This is a genomic window from Hymenobacter koreensis (assembly GCF_039541855.1).
Lineage (GTDB): Bacteria > Bacteroidota > Bacteroidia > Cytophagales > Hymenobacteraceae > Solirubrum > Solirubrum koreensis.
This window is the reverse complement of sequence record NZ_BAABHA010000015.1, coordinates 607,758-626,395: the sequence shown is the minus strand read 5'-3', so window position 1 is coordinate 626,395 and position 18,638 is coordinate 607,758. Positions and strand designations below refer to the sequence as shown.

The following is an 18,638-nucleotide window of genomic DNA, read 5'->3' as shown; positions in this document are numbered from 1 at the left end:
CAAAGAGAGGGGGAGTCACGGCGGCGCAGCTAAACATAATTTGACGCAACTCTTCTCTTCATCATCAACCTACTGACGTAAATCCCCTACGCAATTCGTCAGGCTCCCCCTCTCTTTGGGAGAGGGGGCCGGGGGTGAGGCTTCCATGAAACGCATTTTCTTCATTCTGCTGCTGGTGGCGCTGCTCGGCGGTTTTGGTTGGCTGGGCCGTTACTTTTACCTGCAAGCCCACGCCGATCCGGTCACCTACAAAACCGAGAAGCCCTTCGTGGCCGACATCACCAAGAAAACCGTGGCCACGGGCAGCATTGTGCCCCGCCGCGAGGTGCAAATCAAGCCCCAGGTATCGGGTATTGTGGAGGAACTGTTTGTGGAAGCTGGCCAAACCGTGAAGGAGGGCCAGCTTATTGCGCGTATTCGTACGGTGGCCAACGCCGGCAGCGTGAACAACGCCCAGAACCAGATTCAGCAGGCCCGCGTGGCGCTGGAAATCAGCCAGCAGGAGCTAGACCGCCAACGCCCGCTGTTCGAACAGAAGGTAATTGCCCAGCAGGAGTACAACCGCTTGCTGGCCGACGTGCGCGCCAAGCGCCAAGCCTTAACCGCCGCCGAAAACGACCTTCAAATTGCCCAACGCGGGTCCTCGCGCAACACCGGCGGCGCCACCAACGTGGTGCGTTCCACCATTACCGGCATGCTGCTCGATGTGCCCATTAAAGTGGGCTCGTCGGTAGTGGAGCGCAACAACTTCAACGAGGGCACCACCATTGCCACCGTGGCCGATATGAACAGCCTCGTGTTCGAGGGTAAGATTGACGAAAGCGAAGCCGGCAAGGTGCGCGAAGGCATGCCCATCAGCCTCACGGTGGGCGCTATCGAGGGCAAGGTTTTTCCGGCCACGCTGGAATACATTGCCCCCAAAGGCGTGACCGAGGAAGGCGCCATCAAGTTTCAGGTGCGCGCCAAGGTAAACCTGGCGCCCGGCGAGTTTCTGCGGGCCGGTTACTCCGCTAACGGCGACATCGTGCTTGACAAAAAGCAGCAGGTGTTGGCCATCAAGGAAAGCCTGCTGCAGTTTGGCAAGGTGAACAAAGACAGCGTGTTTGTGGAGGTGGAAACCGCCCCGCAGCAGTTCCAGAAGAAATTGGTGAAAACCGGTATTTCCGATGGTATCAACGTGGAAATCGTGTCCGGCATCAGCAAATCCGATAAGCTGAAAGTCCTTGGTCCGACGGACGACAAAGAGAAGAAAGGGTAGCGCCCACCAGCTATTCTGAGCCGAAGCCGCCACCAAACGCGAACTACGGCCGCGCGGCGTAACCCATGCGCGGCTGAATTACGTTGTGGACACCACACCTCTTGCTCCCGTCTATGCCCGCCGCCCACCCCACTTCTTTTCTGCTGCAGTTCGACCCTAAGCTTAGCCTTACCGAAGACGGCAAGCACGTACGCGACGGGCTTTCCACCGCCCTGCGCACCGGCGACAACCTCTGGCTGGCCTGCGACGAACACGCCACCGTGGAGCGCCTGCGCCTCACCGGCCCGCACACCTTCAGCCAGCACTGCACCTTCCGCCTCGCCGATTTGATCGACATGCCCGACCCCGATGCCGAGGCCGAAGTGGATATTGAGGGCATGGCCGAAGGCGGGGGCTACCTCTGGCTGGTAGGCTCGCACGGGCTGAAACGCAAAGACCCCAAGCCCGAGAAGGACGGCCGCGAGAAAAGCATTGCCAAACTGGCAAAAGTCAGCACCGACCCCAACCGTTACCTGCTGGCCCGCATTCCGCTGGTGCGCAACCCCGAAACCGAGGACTACGAGCTGCATCCCACGGCCTCGCACCCCAATAAAAAAGGCCACAAGCTGCGCGCCGCTCGCCTGGGCAGCCACACGCTGCTGCGCCTGCTGGCCCGCGACCCGCACATCGGCCCGTTTCTGAAGCTCCCGGGTAAAGACAACGGTTTCGATATCGAGGGCCTGGCCGTGACCAACGACGGGCGGCTGTATGTGGGCCTGCGCGGCCCGGTGCTGCGCGGCTGGGCCATTGTGCTGGAGCTGCAGCCCGTAACCGGCCGCCGCGGCCGCCTTAAGCTGGCCGAAATTCCGGGCGCCCAGTACACCTACTACCGCAAGCATTTCCTGGACCTGGGCGGCATGGGCCTGCGCGAGCTGCGCTGCGTAAACAACGACCTTTACCTGCTGGCCGGCCCCACCATGGACCTCGACGGCACCATTGCCGTGTACCGCTGGCCCGACGGCCTGCACCAAAAGCACGACAGCATTACCCCGCTCAACAAAATCGAACGGCTCTTTGACGTGCCCCACGGCCACGGCCGCACCGCCGGCCGCGACAAAGCCGAGGGCATGGCGTTGCTCAATGAAAACCACGTGCTCATTCTCTTCGATAGCCCCACCGACGAGCGGAAGCAAGGCAAAAACGACGTGCTGGCCGATGGTTACCGCCTGGTGGCCGAAACCTGGGACGACGAAGAAGCCGACACCAACGCGAAAGGCACCAAAACCACTGCCACCACCCGCAAACCCGCTGGCAAGCTTACCGCCGCCGACCGCGCCATGGACGCCGCTCCGGCCGGCCCAGCCACGGCCACGTCCGAAGCCAAATCGGGGCAGTAAGGTCCGTCAGCAGCCGTTTAGCGTACTTTGCCCCGCACCTTTTCACTTTCTGTATGTCGGCTACTCCGTTGCTGCGCACGCCCGAGTCGCGCCACCGCGTTTACTTTCAGGACTGTGACCAGCTGGGCCACCTCAACAACGCCCGCTACCTCGACTACTTCCTGAACGCCCGCGAAGACCACACCACCCAGCACTACGCGCTTAACCTGGGCCAGCTGGCCCGCGAGCAGCGCGCCGCCTGGGTTATTACCAAGCACCACATCAGTTACCTGAAGCCCGCCAACCACGCCGAGGAAGTCCTGATTCGCACCCAACTCATTCATTTCGACAATACCTCCCTGGTGGTGGAAATGCAAATGCTGGACCGCGAAGGCCTGCGGCTGAAGGCGCTCCTGTGGTCGGAAATGGCGTTTCTGAACCTAACCACTGGCAAGCGTACCGACCACTCCGACGCCCTCATGGACATGCTGGAAGGCCTCGACGTGGAGGAAGTAAACTACGAGCCCGATGGCTTCGATGAACGCATACGCGAGCTGCGCCACGAGCTAAAAGCCCAGCGCAAACAGGCGGGCATTGCCGAGGAATAAGCCACCGTATCCACAACCCGCCCGTCGAGCTTGTCGTTAATACATAGCCGGAGCCAGCCCCCACGGGCGGCTCCGGCTATGTGTTTTTAAGTACCTCACCCACAACCAACCACACCATGAGCATTTTTGGCAGCGACAAATTGAAAGGCAAGAAAATAGCCATTGTGGCCACCGACGGCTTCGAGCAATCGGAGCTGGAAGAGCCCAAGAAATACCTCGAAGGCCAGGGCGCCGAAACCCACGTGGTGTCGCTGAAAAGCGGCTCCATTAAAGGCTGGTCCAAAACCGACTGGGGCGACAAAGTGAGCGTGGATAAAACCATCGACGAAGTAAATGCCGCCGACTACGACGCCGTGGTGCTGCCCGGCGGCCAGATTAACCCCGACAAGCTGCGCACCGAGGCCAAAGTGGTAAGTTTCGTGGGCGACTTTATGCGCGCCGGCAAAGTGGTAGCCGCCATTTGCCATGGCCCCTGGACGCTCATCGAAACCGGCCTGGTGAGGGGCAAAAAAATGACCAGCTGGCCCAGCCTGAAAACCGACCTTACCAACGCCGGTGCCCAGTGGATCGACGAAGAAGTGGTGGTCGACAAAGGCCTTATCACCAGCCGCAAGCCCGACGACATTCCAGCCTTCAACAAGAAGATTACCGAGGAAATTCTGGAAGGCGTGCACGCACCGCGCGCCTAGCACTTGAGGCCTTCTGGCACCGCAAAACGCCCCCGCCTGCACCGTGCTGGCGGGGCCGTTTTGGTTAGGCCACCAGTGCTAATAACTGAGCGGCGTAGCGGTGGTACAGCACGTACAGGCCCACATCGAAGAGCAGCAGAAACCCGCCCTGCACCCACAACGAGCGGCCAAAACCACTCAGGCGTTCGGGCAGCTGCGCGGTGGTGGCGGCGCGGGCGCGCAGCCACGCTCCGGTGGCTATGTACGCTACATCGAGGCCGGCATTAAAGAGCAAAATGCTTTCGAGCGAGCTTTGCGCCGCCAGGCTTTCGGCCAACGACAGGCCGGCCACGTGCAGCGGGCGGGCGCGCAAAATTCCCCACACCGCCAGCGCCAGGTTTACCACGTTCCAGGCCACGTTCATCTGGTGGAAATAGTAACGCTCACCGCTACGCGGCCGGTTGGCTATGAACCAGCCGCTCACCACAAAATTTAGCAAGGCCCACGCACCAAGTACGCCCATGCCCTGCTGAGCCAGCGTTTCGCGGTGGTAATTAATAGCATCGAGCAGCTCGGCGGTTTCACTCATGCAGGCAGCAACAAACGAGGTGCAAAATGAGCACAAAAAAAGAAGCCCGGCACAAGGCGCGGGCTTCTTTCAATACTGGAAAACGCAGCGGCTTACTGGGAGAAACCAATGCCTACGTACACCTGAATAACACCGTTTTTGATGTTGTCGAGGTTCTCGTTAGGCGTCTGTACGCCATTCACCATCTTTGGGTCGTTGTAGATATCGGCTAAGCCCAGCACGTAGCGGCCGCCCACGCGGGCCGGCCCGATGCGGCCTTCCAAACCAACCACTCCGCCGTAGTCCAGGGAGTTGTAGTTGTTGTTGGCAATGTTTACCGTGCGGGTGTCTTCCTTCACGTTTACCAGCAGCGACACCTGCGGACCGGCATGGATACTCACGTTATCCACGATGTTGTACACCAGCATGAGGGGTACCTGGATGTAATCCAGCTGGGTTTCGTACTGGTTCTGCTGGCCCGTCGGCCGGAACGACGAAGCGGCTTTAAAGCCCTGGCGGCTGTACAGCGCCTCCGACTGCAGGGACACCTTGGGCGACAAGCCAAATTGGTAGTAGAAACCGGCGTGGAAGTTCTGGCGGTTGGCGTCGTTGCTGTAGTTGCCCTTGTCGTCGCCGCGGAAGTCGGAAGAGTTCCAACCGCCTTTCACGCCGAAGCCATTGTTACGCGACTCGGGCGTGGTTTGGTAGTCGGTCGACTTTCGTACGCCTTCAACGCCGCGCTGGGCAAAGGCTCCCGTGCTCAGCAAGCCGCACAGGGAAAACAGGAGTGCAATTTTTTTCATGTTGTAGTGTGGATCTATGGTGGTAGCCGGCCGGCGGGAAGTGGGTGGTGCGGCGGCATTCGCATTTGACTATACTTATAGTGGGCAGTGCAGGTTACGCTTGGAGGCCGGTAGGGTGCAAAATTTTCCTTTCGACGTGCTTTGCCCATGCCACCCGCTGGGCGTAAGTTTGTGCCTTCCGGCTGCTACACTACCCGGAGCGTTAGCTCAGTTGGTTCAGAGCGCCACCCTGACACGGTGGAGGTCACTGGTTCGAGTCCAGTACGCTTCACGCAGCGCGCCCGCACGGCCCCGTGCGGGCGCTTTTGTTTTCGCCCCGATGGCAACCCGCGGCCCGGTTTTGCGGTTGTAGCCCGCGTGAGCCTCGCCTGTACGCCTCCTACGCTGCCCGTGGCCTGGGCCCCGCTTTACGCGCACCCACTACCCACCGGCCACCGGTTTCCCATGCTCAAGTACGAGCTGTTGCCCGAGCAGCTTGTGCGCGAAGGCACGCTCAGCGAAACCAGCCTGTTTGCGCCAATTCCCCTGCCGGAAAAGTACTTTCTCGACACCCACGATGCCGCATACTGGCTGCGGCTGCAGCAGGGCCAGCTCACGCGCGCCGAGGAACGTGCCACCGGCTTTCCGTGGTCGGAGGCGTTGGTGCAGCGCGAGGTTACCATATTGGGTGGCACCGTGCAGTGCGCCAAACTGGCCCTGCATACCGGCGTGGCGCTGAACGTGGCCGGCGGCACGCACCACGCCTTCCGCGACCGGGGCGAGGGGTTTTGCCTGTTAAACGACCAAGCCGTAGCCGCTAACTACTTGCTTCACCACGAAGGCTTCCAGAAAGTGCTCATCGTGGACCTCGACGTGCACCAGGGCAACGGAACCGCAGCCATTTTTCAGCACGAACCGCGCGTGTTCACATTCAGCATGCACGGCGCCCGCAACTACCCCGCCCGCAAAGAGCAATCCGACCTCGACCTGCCCCTGCCCGATGGCACCGACGATGCCACTTACCTCAAATTGCTGGCCGAAACCCTGCCCCGCCTGCTCGACGAGGTGCAGCCGCAGTTCGTTTTTTACCTCGCCGGTGTCGATGTATTGGCTACCGACAAGCTCGGCAAACTGGGCCTCACCCGCGAAGGCTGCCGCCAGCGCGACCGGCTGGTGCTGGAGCTCTGCTACCGCAACCGGTTGCCCGTGGTGGTGTGCATGGGCGGCGGTTACTCCGAGCGCGTAGCCGATATCGTGGAAGCCCACGCCAATACCTTTCGGCTGGCGCAGGAGCTGTGGTTTTGAAGCGAGGTTTGAATGGTCAAATGGTCGAATGGCTGGTCGTTCAGGAACGCAGAACGAGCACCCATTCACTCATTCACCCATTGCCATAAATAACCACTTGCCAGCGAAAGGCCCACAGCCACCGCACTTCGTAGTGGCTGGCGCCGGAGGCGGTTAGCAGCCTTTCCCAGTCGGTGCGCCGGAAGGCACGCAAAACTGACAGCGGCGCGTCGTGCTGCACCAGGTATGAACCTTTGAACAAGCGCGTGAGCCACTTAATGCTGTGGTAGGCCAGCGGGTGCCGATGCAAGTCGTTTATGACCACCGCCACGCGTGCCTGCTGCCGCCACTGGCGCAGCATGGCCACCAGTTGCTCGTCGGTGAAATGATGGCAGAACAGGCTGCACGTCAGCACATCGTAAGGCTGCTGGCTGAAATCAGCCGAAAAAATATCCTGCTGCGCAAAGCGAATTTCGGGGAAAGCGTGACTCCTGGTGGCGGCGTAATTCACCATAAAGGCGTTGGCATCGATGCCCACGAATTCCATCGGCAGGTGCCGGCGCCGCGCCCATTGGGCCAGGTAACGCAGCGTATCGCCGCCCCCACTGCCGAGGTCGGCCACGCGCAATGGCGGCGGCACCGGCTGCTGCCGCAAAATGCGCCGCAGGGCGTCGGTTACCACCCGGTAGCCGCCGAGGCGGGTGTTGATGACTTCCAACTCGTCGAGGTTCTGGCGCAGGGCATCGGTGGCCAGCGTGAGGTCGTCCATCAGCTCGGCCTGGGTAGAACGCTGCGAGAAGTCGGGCATGGGCGAAGTCGGCGGACGAGGTAAGGCCTTACGCGTAAGTCACGCGCAGCAACATGGCTTCCAGCGTCAGGCCAGGGCCGAAGGCAAAGCTGAGCACGGGCGCGCCGTCTTCGGCGGGCTCCAGCGTGCCCAGCAGTTCGCGCAGCACAAACAGCACCGTGGCCGACGACAGGTTGCCGACTTCGCGCAGCACGTGGTACGCGTGCCGGTTATCGGCTGGCGTGAGGCCCAGTTCCTGCTCAATGGCTTCCAGAATGCGTCGGCCGCCTGGGTGAATGGCGAAATGGCGCACATCGGGCAGGCGCACAGGTAGCTGCCGCAGCAGGCCCTCGGTGAGTTGCCGAATGCCCTGGCGCACCAAGCGCGGAATGTAGCTGGACAGTGTCATTTCGAATCCAAAGTCGTTGACGTGCCACGCCATGTCGCCCTGGCCGTCGGGCTCCAGGCCGCAGTGAAACGCCGCCAGCTCCAGGTTAGGGCGGCCGGCGGCCGGCTTGGCCAGCACCAAGGCCGCCGCGGCGCCGTCGCCGAAGAGGGCGTTGGCAATGAGGTGGTCTTCTTCGTTGCGCTTCTGAAAATGCAGCGTGCACAGCTCGGTACATACCACCAGCACCCGCGCCCGGGCATCGGCCCGGCAAAAGGCATCGGCCAGCTTCAGGGCGTTGAAGGCGGCATAGCAGCCCATAAAATTCACGCAGGTGCGCTGCACATCGGGGCGCAGGCCCAGGTGCTGCACCAGCTCAATATCCAGCCCCGGCGCGTACATGCCGGTGCAGCTCACCGAGACCAAGTGCGTGATGGTATCGGCGGCAATTTCGGGGGCTTGCCGCAGGCAATCGAGGGCAGCTTCGGCGGCCAGGGGCAGCGCTTCGCGGCGGTACACACGCATACGGGCGCCCACCGTGGGAAAGGGCTCTAAGTCGGGCGTGTTCGGGAAAAACGTAAAGGAACCGGGCTGCCGGCCGTAGTCGGGCAGCACCGTGTGGCGGTAGCCGATACCGGACATACGGTAGATGGCGCGCAGCTTGCGCGAACCAGCTTCGTCCATACCGTGGGCACGGGCCATGAAGTCGGCAATCTGTGGCTGCGGGAGTCGGTGCACCGGCGTGGCCGTGCCGATGGCGCTGAGGTAGCTGGTGGTCATTGAGGGCAGTATACGCAAAAAGCAAACGGTTGGGGTTAGGCTAAATTCAGCCTTGGTGTTACCATTTGCTTTTCGTTAACAACCGGTTGCCCAAATTGGCCCGCGGCTTTGGGTAGTTGCTCCGCTAAGCACACTTCGGCCCGGCGTCAGAAGCCCGAGCCGTGGGTACGTTTCATGAGCGTTTGCACCACGCCGGGCGCGTACCGTAATGTTCCCACAACGGCGTCGGTAAGGCGCGGCCCACCAAAAAGGCTTTGTACCCAGCGTCCCACGCGCAGCCGGGCGGCAAAGGTGCGGTGCCAGTCGCGGGTGTAGGCCGCCTCCAGGGCCGGGCGGGTGAGTTGGCCTTGTAAAAACGCGCTGCTGTGCCGCACGGCCAGGGCCGCGCCATGCATGGCCATGGCCATGCCGTTGCCGCACAAAGGCGTTATCAGGCCGGCCGCGTCGCCGCACATCAGCACGTGCCGCTCCACGCAGGTTTTGGGCGCGAAGGATATTTCATTGATGACCTCGGGCTGAGCGTACAACTGCTCCGCTTCGGCGAATACGCGGCGCAGGTGAGGGTTTTGGCTCAGCACATTTTCTTCCATGGCCGGAATGCTGCCGTGGCGGCGCAACTGTTCGCGGGTGGTGAGGTAGCAGAAGCAGAAGCGTCCATCTTCCACGGCCGAAAGGCCCGCGTAGCCATCGGCAAAGTTGTGCAGGGCTATTAGGTTGCGAGGGAAGTCCAACCGCAGATGATACTTCACGCCGACAAAGGGCGAGCGTTGCCGGAAAAAAGCGCGGTCGAGTTGCCGGTCGAGGGTGGCACGTTTTCCATACGCGCCCAGCACCACCCGCGCGGTTAGCTGCTGCCCATTGGCCAGGGCCACCCGAAAAACATCGGTTTGGGGCTCCAGCTGCACATCGGCGGCGGTGGCTTTCAGGTAAAACTGCACGCCCCGCTGCCGGGCGCGGTCGTAGAGAAACTCATCGAGGGCGTAGCGGCTCACACCAAAACCGCCCAGATCGAGCGGAGCGGTGAGCGTGCGCCCGCCCGGCGCCGAGAGCAAGAACTGGCTGATGCGGGCCGGGTCCAGCGCTGCCGGATCGGCGCCCAAGCGCTGCAGGTAGGGCAGCACTTCATTGGAAATGTACTCGCCGCACACCCGGTGAAACGGGTAAATCCGCTTCTCAACCACGGCAACGCGGTGGCCTCGGCTGGCTAAGTCCAGCGCCGCCGTAAGGCCCGCCAGCCCCCCGCCAATAATCAGCACGTCGAAATCCGGAGTGGAAGTGTTCAAGCGAAAAACGGCATGAAAAAGAGTGCAAAACGAAAAAGTAGAAGAGAATATTATCCAATTATCGAAAACTCACCACAAGCTCCCTATATTTTGATAACCTATTTCAAAATAGCGCGTTAATTTTGCAGACGGTTTGCCCAGCAAATCAGTCCGGTCATGTGGTCGGGTACTTTCCCCTACGTTTTCTATGTCCAAACAACTACTTAACGCAATCCTCCTGGTCGTTTTTAGCGTGTGCTGTTTACAAAGCAGTTTACCAGCCACCGCCCAGGCCGCCGCTCCTGTCGCCGCTCGTCCGGCCGGCGGCAGCGACGAAAAAAGCATTCTGGTATACCCGAACCCTAGCACTGGTATTGTACACGTGGCCGTTTCAGGCTTCGAAGGCCGTAAAACCGAGTTGCGCGTGCTCAACGTTATCGGCACCGTGGTGTACCGCGAATCGATGACGGAACTCGATAACCGCTTTACCCGCACGCTCGATTTGAGCCGCTTTACCAGCGGGCTGTACTATGTAAAAATCGACTCCGACAACACCAGCGTAATGCGCAAACTGGTTATTCGCTAAGGCGGGAATACCGGCTTATTCGGCTTACGTCAAAAGGCCGCTGCTCCTCCCGAGCAGCGGCCTTTTGCTTGCGCTTTTACCACCAAATGGTTCCGGTAAACACCCGAGCTTAGTTGAGCCTAATAGCAAAAAAAAGCCCCTCCGGAACCGGAGGGGCTGAGAAAGTCAACGTGGAAGTTTAGCGTTTTACCCGAACTGGTATGGGCTGAAGCTGGGGCGCGCGGCCTCCCAGCAAACGGTCGAGCAATGCGGCTAGCTGCTCGGCAAGCGAAGGAAAAATCATAGTCAGCGGAGCAAAAGAAAGCGAGAAAAGCCTCTATAGTAAAGGTACGTTTTCTAACGTAGCACAGCCACGTTTACGTTCATTTTTTCGACGGGTGCCATGCGCCCCGCTGCCAACGCCCGAATTACCCGGCGGGCATCGCGCCCAACGCCTTCCAGCAGAGCAGAGCCCCGGCTGTCGAGCCAGGGCAGCCCAAGGAAAGCCAAGCCGGGAAATTGAGTAAGCCCCCGATAGTGAACAGGATGCCCGGACGCATCGAGCACGGGCAACTCAATCCATTGGAAGTCGGGGGCATAGCCGGTGGCCCAGAGCACGGCATCCAGCGCGGGCGTTGTGTGGTGCTGGCCCTGCAGGCTGCTGGGCGTGGGCGCGGTTACGGCCCTGCCAATCAGGTGCACGTTTGGCAACCGGCGCACTGCTCGTAAATCGGAGCTGACCACGGGCTCGGGGCGGGCAATCATTTGGGCACCGATGGGCCGGTGGCGCGATGCCCGCAACAGGCCACCCACCTTCAGCATCACCCACATGAGAGCATTGTTGGGCATGGCCGGCGTGCGTTCATCAAAAGCCAGGTATACCGACCGACCGGCGCGAGCAAGGTCGGCCGCAATTTGCAGGGCCGAGTTGCCACTGCCTACCACCGCTACGGGGCCGGAACCCGGGACCTGGGAGGGTTGGCGGTAGTCGCGACTGTGTAGCTGCGTTACCTCAGAGCCAAGCTGCTGCGTCAGGGCCGGCACTTTGGGCGCCTGAAAGCCGCCGGTGCACACCACCACTTGCCGGGCTATGTATTGCTGCCCCATGGCCGTGGTGGCCCGGTAGCCGCTGTTGCCCACTTGCTGCAAACGCACCACACGCTGTTGGTGGTGAATTTGAAACTGAAACCGAGCCGCGTAAGCCCGCAGGTATTCGGCGGCCTCCTTGCCCGTGGGGTAGCGCAGTGGGTTACCGGGCCAGGGCCAACCGGGCAGGCTGCTGGCCCAGGCCGGCGAGAACAGCCGCAGGGAATCGTAGCGCAAGTTCCATACGTCGCCCACAGCCGCCTGCTCGTCGACCAGAATGCACTCCAGGCCCGCCCGCTGGGCGTAGTATGCCGCTGCCAAACCCGCCTGCCCGGCCCCGATAATGAGGGTATCGGTACGATAAGCAGAGCTTGAGAAGTCGGTAGAGTAGATATTGGGCATACAGAGCGGTGAGCTACCACGGTCCCGAAACAAGTTCAGGCGTAGTGCAGGGGAGCAGTACTTGCGTTGGCCAAAGTAACAACCAGAACCAGCTAACGGTTATGCATCCTTTTTTCGCATGTTGAAGTCGGGAAATGGCCTAAAGTTGCTTCACGCCACCGTTTGCCCCACATTGGCTGCTTGGGCAGGGGCCTGCCGGGGCATTTCAGCTTTGATTTGCTGGGCCGTGTGGTGCGCCAGCGCCATAATGGTAAGCATGGGGTTAACGCCGCTGCACGCTGGAAAGGCCGAGCCATCGGCCACGTACAGCCCGCGCACCTCGTAGGTTTCGCCGCTGGGGCTGGTGGGGTGCGTGGCCCGGTTGCCGCCCATGCGGCAGGTACTCATTTGGTGGGCGCTGTACAAGCTGAACTGATTGGGCTTCCAGCCCAGGTGCGGCAGCCCGTCGAGCACCTCCTGGTTTTCGATGCGCCCCTCGCGCACCCGCAGCGTGGGCAGTGTGCCGTGCGGCAGGTACACGGTATGAGCACCCGCGGCCGCGTGAATTTCGGCCGCCGTGCGCACCGCCGTGAGCATGTGGTTGCGGTCGTAGTCGCTGAGGCGGTAATCGATGAGTGGGGCGCCGTGGCGGTCGGTGCGCACGCGGCCCCCGTCCCGGTCACGGGTCAGCACAATAAACGAGCCCAGGTTTGGCACCTGCTGCATCAGCTGTTTATGCTGCTCGCCCGAAGTCCAGGGCAGCGTCATGGCCATCAGGCCCACATGGGCCGGCGGTGTTTCTATTTTGGCGCCGAAGTTGGTTCCGTTCAACCGGGTGCAACTGTCGTTTACAACCGACATGCTGGGGCCATACCACGCCTCAATAGGCCACGGATATGCGCCCGAAACGGCCACCGTGGGGTGCAAGTGCAAATGCTGACCCAGGTGCGGGTGGCGCAAGCCGCTGCGCAGCAGCAGCGTCGGCGTTTGAATGGCCCCGCCGGCTACCACCACGCGGGCGGCTCGCACGGTTATGCGCACGGTGCGGCCATCGGCGGCGGTGCACAGGGCCTCGGCACCCGTGGCGCGGCCAGCTTCAATGGTTACGCGCTCTACGTGGGTATTGGGCAGCAACCGGGCGCCGTGTTCGGCGGCGGTTTTCAAGTAAGTGTTCAGGGTGCCCTGCTTCACGCCATACCGGTCGCCGAGGGTGCTGAAGCCAAGGCCACGAAAATGCAGCTCGGAGTCGTCGAGGTTTTTCTCGTTGCGCGGAATCAGGCGCACCTCCTGGCCCAGCTTACGCGAGCCGTCGAGCAAGGCCTGGTTTTGCCCGTTATGGCGCGGGTAGTCGGTGTTTACGCTTAGGGCCGCCGTTACCGCCTCAAGGCTGGATTTAAACGACGCCTGCGTGAAATGCGGGACCTGATGCTCCCGGGCCCATTCTTCCAGCACGTAATCGGGCGTGCGGAACGAGCCGGCCCAGTTTACGGTAGTGCCGCCGCCCAGGCAGCTGCCGGCCAGCAGGGTAATGCCGCCGTCGGTGGTGCTAAGGGTGCCGCGGGCGTCGTAGAGCTGGCCGATCATGTCGGCTTCGCGCTGGGTGAACTCGCAGCCGTGGCAGTAGGGGCCTTTTTCCAGCACCAGCACATCGTGACCGGCCGCGGCCAGCTCGCCGGCCACCACGCCGCCCCCCGCGCCGCTGCCTATCACCAGTACGTCGCAGGTGTAGGTTACGTCGCGCTCGGGGTGCAGCGTGGCCAGGGGCTTGGGCGTGTCCACCACGCCGTCGGTAAGGGCGAGGGGGCCGGGGTAGCCCAGGGCTTCCCAGTTGGGGTTAGCGGAGCTGGCGTCGCCGCCGGCGTAATACAGAAACGTGCACAGCTTGCGCAGCGCCTGAAAACCCTGACGCAACGGCGGCAGCATGCTCTGCGCCCAGGACTGCAAAAGCTGCTCGCGCTGCTCGGGGCGCAACTCGGCAAATGCTTTGGGCGGCCCAAACCAGGTTAGGCCCAGCAGCGGGCCACCCAGCAAATCGAGCAGCTGCGCAAACTGCTTTTGGGCGGACTCGGGCTGCGCTTGAATTGCCGCCTCCAGCTGATCCAGGTTTACGCCCTCGGAGCCGCGGCGGGCCCAAAAAGTGGGGTGCGCATCGTGGCGTCCGGGTATGGCCGGAATAAAGGCATCGGCCAGGGCAGCCAGGGTGGTACGCTGTTCGGCGGAGAATTTCATGCGGCAAAAGAGATAAGCAAAAGCGGCGCAGCTGACGGGGCCGGGCTGGTGGCAGTGGATGCTGCCCGGCCTTCTGCTAAATATCCGCATTATTCATCGAAAGCGCTGCATGCCGAGCTTTTATAACACCGCAAAATCGAGGTTAATAAAAGGCTGGCCCACGCTTGGCTCGCTTGCTTCGTATTTTGACGGCCGTGTCCACCCCGGCCGCCGCGCTTATCAGGGGCAGAAAGAAACCGGTGGAATTAACCGGCCACAGCTATGCAGATGAGGCCTTAAAAAAACTTCAGCAGCCAGCCGATGAGCTTTTTCACCTGCGGGGTATATGGCGGGTACATGGCCTTGAGGGCGGTGCGGCCCACGCGCTGTTTCAGCACCGATTTCTCGTTGGAGAACTGCAGAAAACCCGCGTAGCCGTGGGCCCGGCCCAGCCCGCTGTTGCCAAAGCCGCCAAAGGGTAAATCGGGGTGGGCCAGGTGCAGAATGGTTTCGTTCACGCAAGCGCCGCCGGCGGGCATGTGCCCGAGCAGGTACTGCTGGTTTTGGCTGCTTTGGCTGAACACGTACAGGGCCAACGGGCGGGGGCGGCTGTTCACAAAATCGGTGGCTTCCATGAGCGTGCGGAAGGTGTGCACCGGCAGCAGCGGCCCGAATATTTCCTCCTGCATCAGGCGGCTGTCGGGCGGTACCTGGCTGAGCACGGTGGGCTCGATAAAGCACTGGCTTTGGTCAACGATGCCCCCGATTTCGACGCGGGCGCCCTGGCGCTGGGCGTCTTCCAGCAGGCTGGCAATGCGCTGAAAATGGTGCCCGTTCACAATGCGGGCGTACGATTCCGACGCGGCCACGCCCCGGTTGTCGGGGTTGTAGAAGCGTTCGATTACGGCCCGGATTTCCTCTACCAGCGGCGCTTTTACGCTTTCGTGCACCAGCAGGTAATCGGGCGCTACGCAGGTTTGGCCGGCGTTAATGCACTTGCCCCACACAATTTTCTCGGCCGCGTCGCGCAGGTCGGCGGTTTCGTCTATCACGGCCGGCGACTTGCCGCCCAGCTCCAGGGTAACGCTGGTGAGGTGCTCGGCGGCGGCGCGCATCACCACCTTGCCCACTTGCGGCGAGCCGGTGAAGAAAATGTGGTCGAAAGGCAGGCTGAGCAGCGCGGTGGCCACGTCCTTGTCGCCTTCCACCACGGTTACCTCGGCGGGGTCGAACAGCTCGCGGGCCATGCGCGTGAGCAGGGCGGCCACGTGCGGCGTCATTTCCGAGGGCTTGATAACGCAGCAGTTGCCGGCCGCCAAAGCCGACACCAAGGGGTCAATGGCGAGGTAAAACGGGTAGTTCCAGGGCGCAATAATCAGGCACACGCCCTTCGGCTCCACCTGCACCCAGGAGCGGGTGCCCACCAACGACAGCGGCGTGCTTACGCGCCGGGGCCGCAGCCACTGCTTCAGGTGTTTAAGCGTGTGGCGAATTTCGGTTTGCGACGCCCAGATTTCGGTGACGTCGGTTTCTTCGGCGGGCTTGCGGAAGTCGGCAAACAAGGCCTGCTGAATGGCTTCGCGGTTTTGGGCTATCCAGGTACCCAACTTGCGCAGCCGAGTGGCCCGCTGCTCAAACGTTTCCTGACGCAGGGCTTCGCTGCGGCCGCGCTGGCGGTCGAACACGTGGTGAACATTAGTAGCGGCAGGGGCAACGGGCGTAACAGAAGCCATAGAGCGGGCAACAGGAATGACACAAACAAGATAAGCGAAAAGCAGCCGCAGGGTTGCAGGCCGGCGGCAATACGCGACGGGTTTCGCGCTTTGGCCGTTGGCTACTCCTGCTTCCGCTTGCGCCTGCTGCCCTTAACCATTCACGGAAACATATGGTTGCCGGTTGTGACATTGATGGACGCCCGGCATGCCGCCAACGCGCTGCTGCCCAAAGCCGCTTTTCGTACCGCCGCTACCCTGCGCCCGGGCCAGCCCCGAGGACCTTATTCGTACCCTAGAGTTGCTGCCCTCGAAGAACACCTACCGGACTGATTTCGCCAGAAGCAACTTTCTATATCCGTCCGTTTCTATGTAGCACGTCGCTCGAAGGGTAAGGCCGCGGTGGCCGCACGCCGGGCGTGCGGCGGGCTTCTTCGTGATGAACATGCGCTATTTTTTGGCGGCGGCCTGTACGTTGCTTGCCGGCCTGGCGGTTGGCCAGGAGTTACCCCGCCGTGCTTTCGTGGGCATTAACCTGCGCGGTATTAACGACAGCATTCAGCAGCGGCACCGCTTGCCCAACCAGCAGGGTATTCTGGTAACGGGCGTGCGCGAGGCGTCGTCGGCCAGGGCGGCGGGGCTGCTGCCGAACGATGTGGTGGTGAAAGTGGGCACCCAGCCCGTGCAGGACGTGCCGCAGTTCGTGGGCATGCTGAAGCAGTTTAAAACCGGCGACCAAAGCACGTTTACGCTGCTGCGCAACGGCAAAACGGTGCGCCGGAAGGTAGCCTTCAAGCCCTACCCACCCGAGGTCAGTCCGTTTTACGACGTGGCGTATTCTGCCGTGCGTTTCGGCCCAAACACCTTGCGCACCATTGTTACCAAACCCACCGGCAACCCCGCCCAGAAGCATCCCATGGTGCTGTTCATTCAGGGCGTGAGCTGCCATTCCGTGGATAACCCACTAGCGCCCGGCAACACGGAGCAACGCATCATCGACTCGCTCAGCCGGCACGGCTACGCCACCATGCGCGTGGAGAAAACCGGCATGGGCGACAGTCAGGGCACGCCGTGCGCCGAGTCGGATTTTCACATGGAAGCGGGCGGTTACAAGGCCGGGCTAGCGGCCATCCGGCAAATGCCCTGGGTCGATCAGGACAATATTTTCCTCACCGGGTTCAGCATTGGCGGCATCATGGCGCCATTGGTAGCCGAGGGCCAGCCCATCAAGGGCATCGTATCCTGGGGCACGGCCAGCCGCACGTTTATCGAGTACCTGCTGCACAACAAGCGCAACCAAAGCACGCTGCAAGGCATGCCCCTCGACCAGGTTAACGCCCAGCAGCAGCTCTACGCGGCCGTGCTGCACCTGCTGCTCACCGAAAAGCAAACGCCCGAGCAAGTGCTGGCCAAATACCCGAACGCCAAGGACCTGCTCCGCTTTCCGCAGCACTACACCTACATGCAGCAGTGGCAAGACGCCAACTTGGCCGCGGCCTGGAAGCGGCTGAACACCCGCGTGCTGGTGCTGCGGGGCGCCGCCGATTTCGTGTCCTATAACGAGGACCAACAGCTGATTGTAGATGTGGTGAACCGCGAACATCCCGGGCAAGCCACGTTTCAGCTCATGCCCGATGTAGACCACGGCTTTACCCGCGCCCGTACCATGCAGGAAAGCATGCAGCTGGCCGGGGTCCCGAACACCGAAAAAAACTTCGAGTTCATGAGCGTCATTGTCCGCTGGCTGGATGATGTGCGTAAGCAGAAAGCATAGCCTGTAGCGTACGGCCACAGCGCAAACGGTCCGGTGCAAAATCATTTGCACCGGACCGTTTGCGTTGTTACTGCTACTTGCGTTTCTGCAGCACAATGTCGCCACTGTCTACGGCACCGGAGGCCACGCTGCGCGTGCGGCTGCCGCGCACCAACTGGAAGTTGCGGAAATACGCGGGCAGACCCTCCACGTTCATTTCCTTGCCGGTGCGCAGTTCGTAGTGAAGGTGCGGGAAGTACGAGCTGCCCGACGACCCAACCCGGGCCAGCACCTGATCGGCGCGCACTTCATCGCCCACTTTCACCGTTAGGCTGTTTTGCTTGAGGTGGCCCAGCAAACTGAACTCGCCGCGGCCGTGGTCGATAACCAAGTAGTTACCATACAGCAGCAGCGGGTCTTTTCCCACCATGTCGCGGGGGCTGAAGTAGTCCTGGCCGTTGTCGTTATCGGGCTGGGCGGCGTAAGCGGCCACCACCCGGCCGGCAGCGGGCGCGTGCACCGGCTGATTGAAACCGGGGTAGTCGGTGTTCTTTTTGCCGTTGCCGGTGTGCAGCTCACCGGTCGGGGTTACCACCGCAAAGTCGTGGCCGTAACGCATAAAATTCGACCGAATGCCTACCTGCTGGGCCACGGGGTGCAAAAAATCGAGGCGGCGGTGGTGGGCATTTTCGTCGTGGCCGTCCCACACCAGCTGGCGGCCGGTGAGCGGCAGCGCTAAAGCCGCCAGGGGCTTGTAACGTTCGGGCCATACCTCCACGCGGGCCTCTTTCTCGGCGCGTTTCGGGGTTTGAAAATGGAACACGTAGGCCATGCGCCCTACTTCTACATCGTCGGCAAAGCTGTGAAAGGGGTTGAAAACCAGCGCCGCGGTGCCCGGGTTAAACTGGCGGTGCGACAAGCCGTTTACCGACGGACTGAATCCGTTGTTGTCGACGAATTTGCGCAGCACCAGCGCACCGCTGCGGTCGTAGACCGATACTTCCACCTTGCTCAACGAAAGCGTATCGCGGCTGCGGTTGCGTACCAGCAAATCGAAATTCAGGCGCTGGCCGCTGCGCTCTTCCAGCCACACCTTACCGGGGGCGGTGGTAACGGTTACGCCGGTGGTATCGGGCGTGGCAGTGAAGGCAGCCGGGGCACTGGCTAGGGTCAGACTGAGTAGAAGAGCAAACATG

The 18,638-nt window shown here is 61.7% G+C and carries 16 protein-coding genes and 1 tRNA gene; 8 read left to right on the top strand and 9 right to left on the bottom strand.

What is annotated here, in order from left to right:
• Positions 1–145: 145 nt before the first annotated feature.
• The 4 genes from ABD903_RS21810 (at position 146) to ABD903_RS21795 (ending at position 3,910) form a co-directional block, all read left to right on the top strand.
• Entirely contained in the window at positions 146–1,258 is a 1,113-nt protein-coding gene (locus ABD903_RS21810; protein WP_345227764.1) for an efflux RND transporter periplasmic adaptor subunit, read from the top strand.
• Positions 1,259–1,371: 113 nt separating this feature from the next.
• A complete protein-coding gene (locus ABD903_RS21805; protein ID WP_345227763.1) occupies positions 1,372–2,634 on the top strand; it encodes a DUF3616 domain-containing protein in 1,263 nt (420 codons plus the stop codon).
• 53 nt (positions 2,635–2,687) lie between these two features.
• Entirely contained in the window at positions 2,688–3,221 is a 534-nt protein-coding gene (locus ABD903_RS21800; protein WP_345227762.1) for an acyl-CoA thioesterase, read from the top strand.
• Between the two features lie 116 nt (positions 3,222–3,337).
• Positions 3,338–3,910: a type 1 glutamine amidotransferase domain-containing protein gene (locus tag ABD903_RS21795; protein ID WP_345227760.1), complete on the top strand. Its 573-nt coding sequence runs from the start codon at positions 3,338–3,340 to the stop codon at positions 3,908–3,910.
• Between the two features lie 64 nt (positions 3,911–3,974).
• Here ABD903_RS21795 and ABD903_RS21790 read toward each other — a convergent pair whose 3' ends face one another.
• Together ABD903_RS21790 and ABD903_RS21785 are read right to left on the bottom strand one after the other, a co-directional pair.
• On the bottom strand, positions 3,975–4,478 hold the full coding sequence (locus ABD903_RS21790; RefSeq protein WP_345227758.1) for a DUF6992 family protein: 504 nt from the start codon (positions 4,476–4,478) through the stop codon (positions 3,975–3,977).
• Between the two features lie 92 nt (positions 4,479–4,570).
• Positions 4,571–5,260 (bottom strand): outer membrane beta-barrel protein, encoded by a 690-nt coding sequence (locus ABD903_RS21785; protein WP_345227756.1) that lies wholly within the window; start codon positions 5,258–5,260, stop codon positions 4,571–4,573.
• A 196-nt stretch (positions 5,261–5,456) separates the two neighbouring features.
• On the opposite strand from ABD903_RS21785, the gene ABD903_RS21780 reads away from it, so the two are divergent.
• Both ABD903_RS21780 and ABD903_RS21775 read left to right on the top strand, forming a co-directional pair.
• Positions 5,457–5,531 (top strand) — tRNA-Val (locus tag ABD903_RS21780).
• 86 nt (positions 5,532–5,617) lie between these two features.
• A complete protein-coding gene (locus ABD903_RS21775; protein WP_345227754.1) occupies positions 5,618–6,544 on the top strand; it encodes a histone deacetylase family protein in 927 nt (308 codons plus the stop codon).
• Between the two features lie 73 nt (positions 6,545–6,617).
• On the opposite strand, the gene ABD903_RS21770 is transcribed toward ABD903_RS21775, so the two are convergent.
• The 3 genes from ABD903_RS21770 to ABD903_RS21760 all read right to left on the bottom strand — a co-directional run bounded on the left by ABD903_RS21770 (position 6,618) and on the right by ABD903_RS21760 (position 9,758).
• Positions 6,618–7,331 (bottom strand): methyltransferase domain-containing protein, encoded by a 714-nt coding sequence (locus ABD903_RS21770; protein WP_345227753.1) that lies wholly within the window; start codon positions 7,329–7,331, stop codon positions 6,618–6,620.
• 28 nt (positions 7,332–7,359) lie between these two features.
• Positions 7,360–8,475 (bottom strand): type III polyketide synthase, encoded by a 1,116-nt coding sequence (locus ABD903_RS21765; RefSeq protein WP_345227751.1) that lies wholly within the window; start codon positions 8,473–8,475, stop codon positions 7,360–7,362.
• 146 nt (positions 8,476–8,621) lie between these two features.
• Positions 8,622–9,758, bottom strand: coding sequence for an NAD(P)/FAD-dependent oxidoreductase (locus ABD903_RS21760; protein WP_345227749.1), 1,137 nt, complete (start codon positions 9,756–9,758; stop codon positions 8,622–8,624).
• A gap of 187 nt (positions 9,759–9,945) precedes the next feature.
• Between ABD903_RS21760 and ABD903_RS21755 the strand changes: the two genes are divergently transcribed.
• On the top strand, positions 9,946–10,323 hold the full coding sequence (locus ABD903_RS21755) for a T9SS type A sorting domain-containing protein (protein ID WP_345227748.1): 378 nt from the start codon (positions 9,946–9,948) through the stop codon (positions 10,321–10,323).
• Positions 10,324–10,659: 336 nt separating this feature from the next.
• Here ABD903_RS21755 and ABD903_RS21750 read toward each other — a convergent pair whose 3' ends face one another.
• From ABD903_RS21750 to ABD903_RS21740, 3 genes are all read right to left on the bottom strand, one after another.
• Complete coding sequence (locus tag ABD903_RS21750) at positions 10,660–11,790, bottom strand: flavin-containing monooxygenase (protein ID WP_345227747.1); 1,131 nt, start codon at positions 11,788–11,790, stop codon at positions 10,660–10,662.
• A 150-nt stretch (positions 11,791–11,940) separates the two neighbouring features.
• Positions 11,941–13,998, bottom strand: a complete 2,058-nt coding sequence (locus tag ABD903_RS21745; RefSeq protein WP_345227745.1) for an FAD-dependent oxidoreductase — start codon at positions 13,996–13,998, stop codon at positions 11,941–11,943.
• A 275-nt stretch (positions 13,999–14,273) separates the two neighbouring features.
• On the bottom strand, positions 14,274–15,710 hold the full coding sequence (locus ABD903_RS21740; RefSeq protein WP_345227744.1) for an aldehyde dehydrogenase family protein: 1,437 nt from the start codon (positions 15,708–15,710) through the stop codon (positions 14,274–14,276).
• Between the two features lie 424 nt (positions 15,711–16,134).
• On the opposite strand from ABD903_RS21740, the gene ABD903_RS21735 reads away from it, so the two are divergent.
• On the top strand, positions 16,135–17,463 hold the full coding sequence (locus tag ABD903_RS21735) for a PDZ domain-containing protein (RefSeq protein ID WP_345227742.1): 1,329 nt from the start codon (positions 16,135–16,137) through the stop codon (positions 17,461–17,463).
• A gap of 73 nt (positions 17,464–17,536) precedes the next feature.
• Here the strand turns inward: ABD903_RS21735 and ABD903_RS21730 are convergent, their stop codons facing one another.
• Positions 17,537–18,637, bottom strand: a complete 1,101-nt coding sequence (locus ABD903_RS21730; RefSeq protein WP_345227741.1) for a M23 family metallopeptidase — start codon at positions 18,635–18,637, stop codon at positions 17,537–17,539.
• Position 18,638: the final 1 nt, after the last annotated feature.

Bases quoted from the DNA above. Each gene is read 5' to 3' on its own strand.
- ABD903_RS21755 (WP_345227748.1), top strand. From the start codon at position 9,946: ATGTCCAAACAACTACTTAACGCAATCCTCCTGGTCGTTTTTAGCGTG.
- ABD903_RS21730 (WP_345227741.1), bottom strand. From the start codon at position 18,637: ATGTTTGCTCTTCTACTCAGTCTGACCCTAGCCAGTGCCCCGGCTGCC.
- ABD903_RS21795 (WP_345227760.1), top strand. From the start codon at position 3,338: ATGAGCATTTTTGGCAGCGACAAATTGAAAGGCAAGAAAATAGCCATT.
- ABD903_RS21750 (WP_345227747.1), bottom strand. From the start codon at position 11,790: ATGCCCAATATCTACTCTACCGACTTCTCAAGCTCTGCTTATCGTACC.
- ABD903_RS21790 (WP_345227758.1), bottom strand. From the start codon at position 4,478: ATGAGTGAAACCGCCGAGCTGCTCGATGCTATTAATTACCACCGCGAA.
- ABD903_RS21805 (WP_345227763.1), top strand. From the start codon at position 1,372: ATGCCCGCCGCCCACCCCACTTCTTTTCTGCTGCAGTTCGACCCTAAG.
- ABD903_RS21785 (WP_345227756.1), bottom strand. From the start codon at position 5,260: ATGAAAAAAATTGCACTCCTGTTTTCCCTGTGCGGCTTGCTGAGCACG.
- ABD903_RS21745 (WP_345227745.1), bottom strand. From the start codon at position 13,998: ATGAAATTCTCCGCCGAACAGCGTACCACCCTGGCTGCCCTGGCCGAT.
- ABD903_RS21765 (WP_345227751.1), bottom strand. From the start codon at position 8,475: ATGACCACCAGCTACCTCAGCGCCATCGGCACGGCCACGCCGGTGCAC.
- ABD903_RS21740 (WP_345227744.1), bottom strand. From the start codon at position 15,710: ATGGCTTCTGTTACGCCCGTTGCCCCTGCCGCTACTAATGTTCACCAC.
- ABD903_RS21770 (WP_345227753.1), bottom strand. From the start codon at position 7,331: ATGCCCGACTTCTCGCAGCGTTCTACCCAGGCCGAGCTGATGGACGAC.
- ABD903_RS21800 (WP_345227762.1), top strand. From the start codon at position 2,688: ATGTCGGCTACTCCGTTGCTGCGCACGCCCGAGTCGCGCCACCGCGTT.
- ABD903_RS21810 (WP_345227764.1), top strand. From the start codon at position 146: ATGAAACGCATTTTCTTCATTCTGCTGCTGGTGGCGCTGCTCGGCGGT.
- ABD903_RS21735 (WP_345227742.1), top strand. From the start codon at position 16,135: ATGCGCTATTTTTTGGCGGCGGCCTGTACGTTGCTTGCCGGCCTGGCG.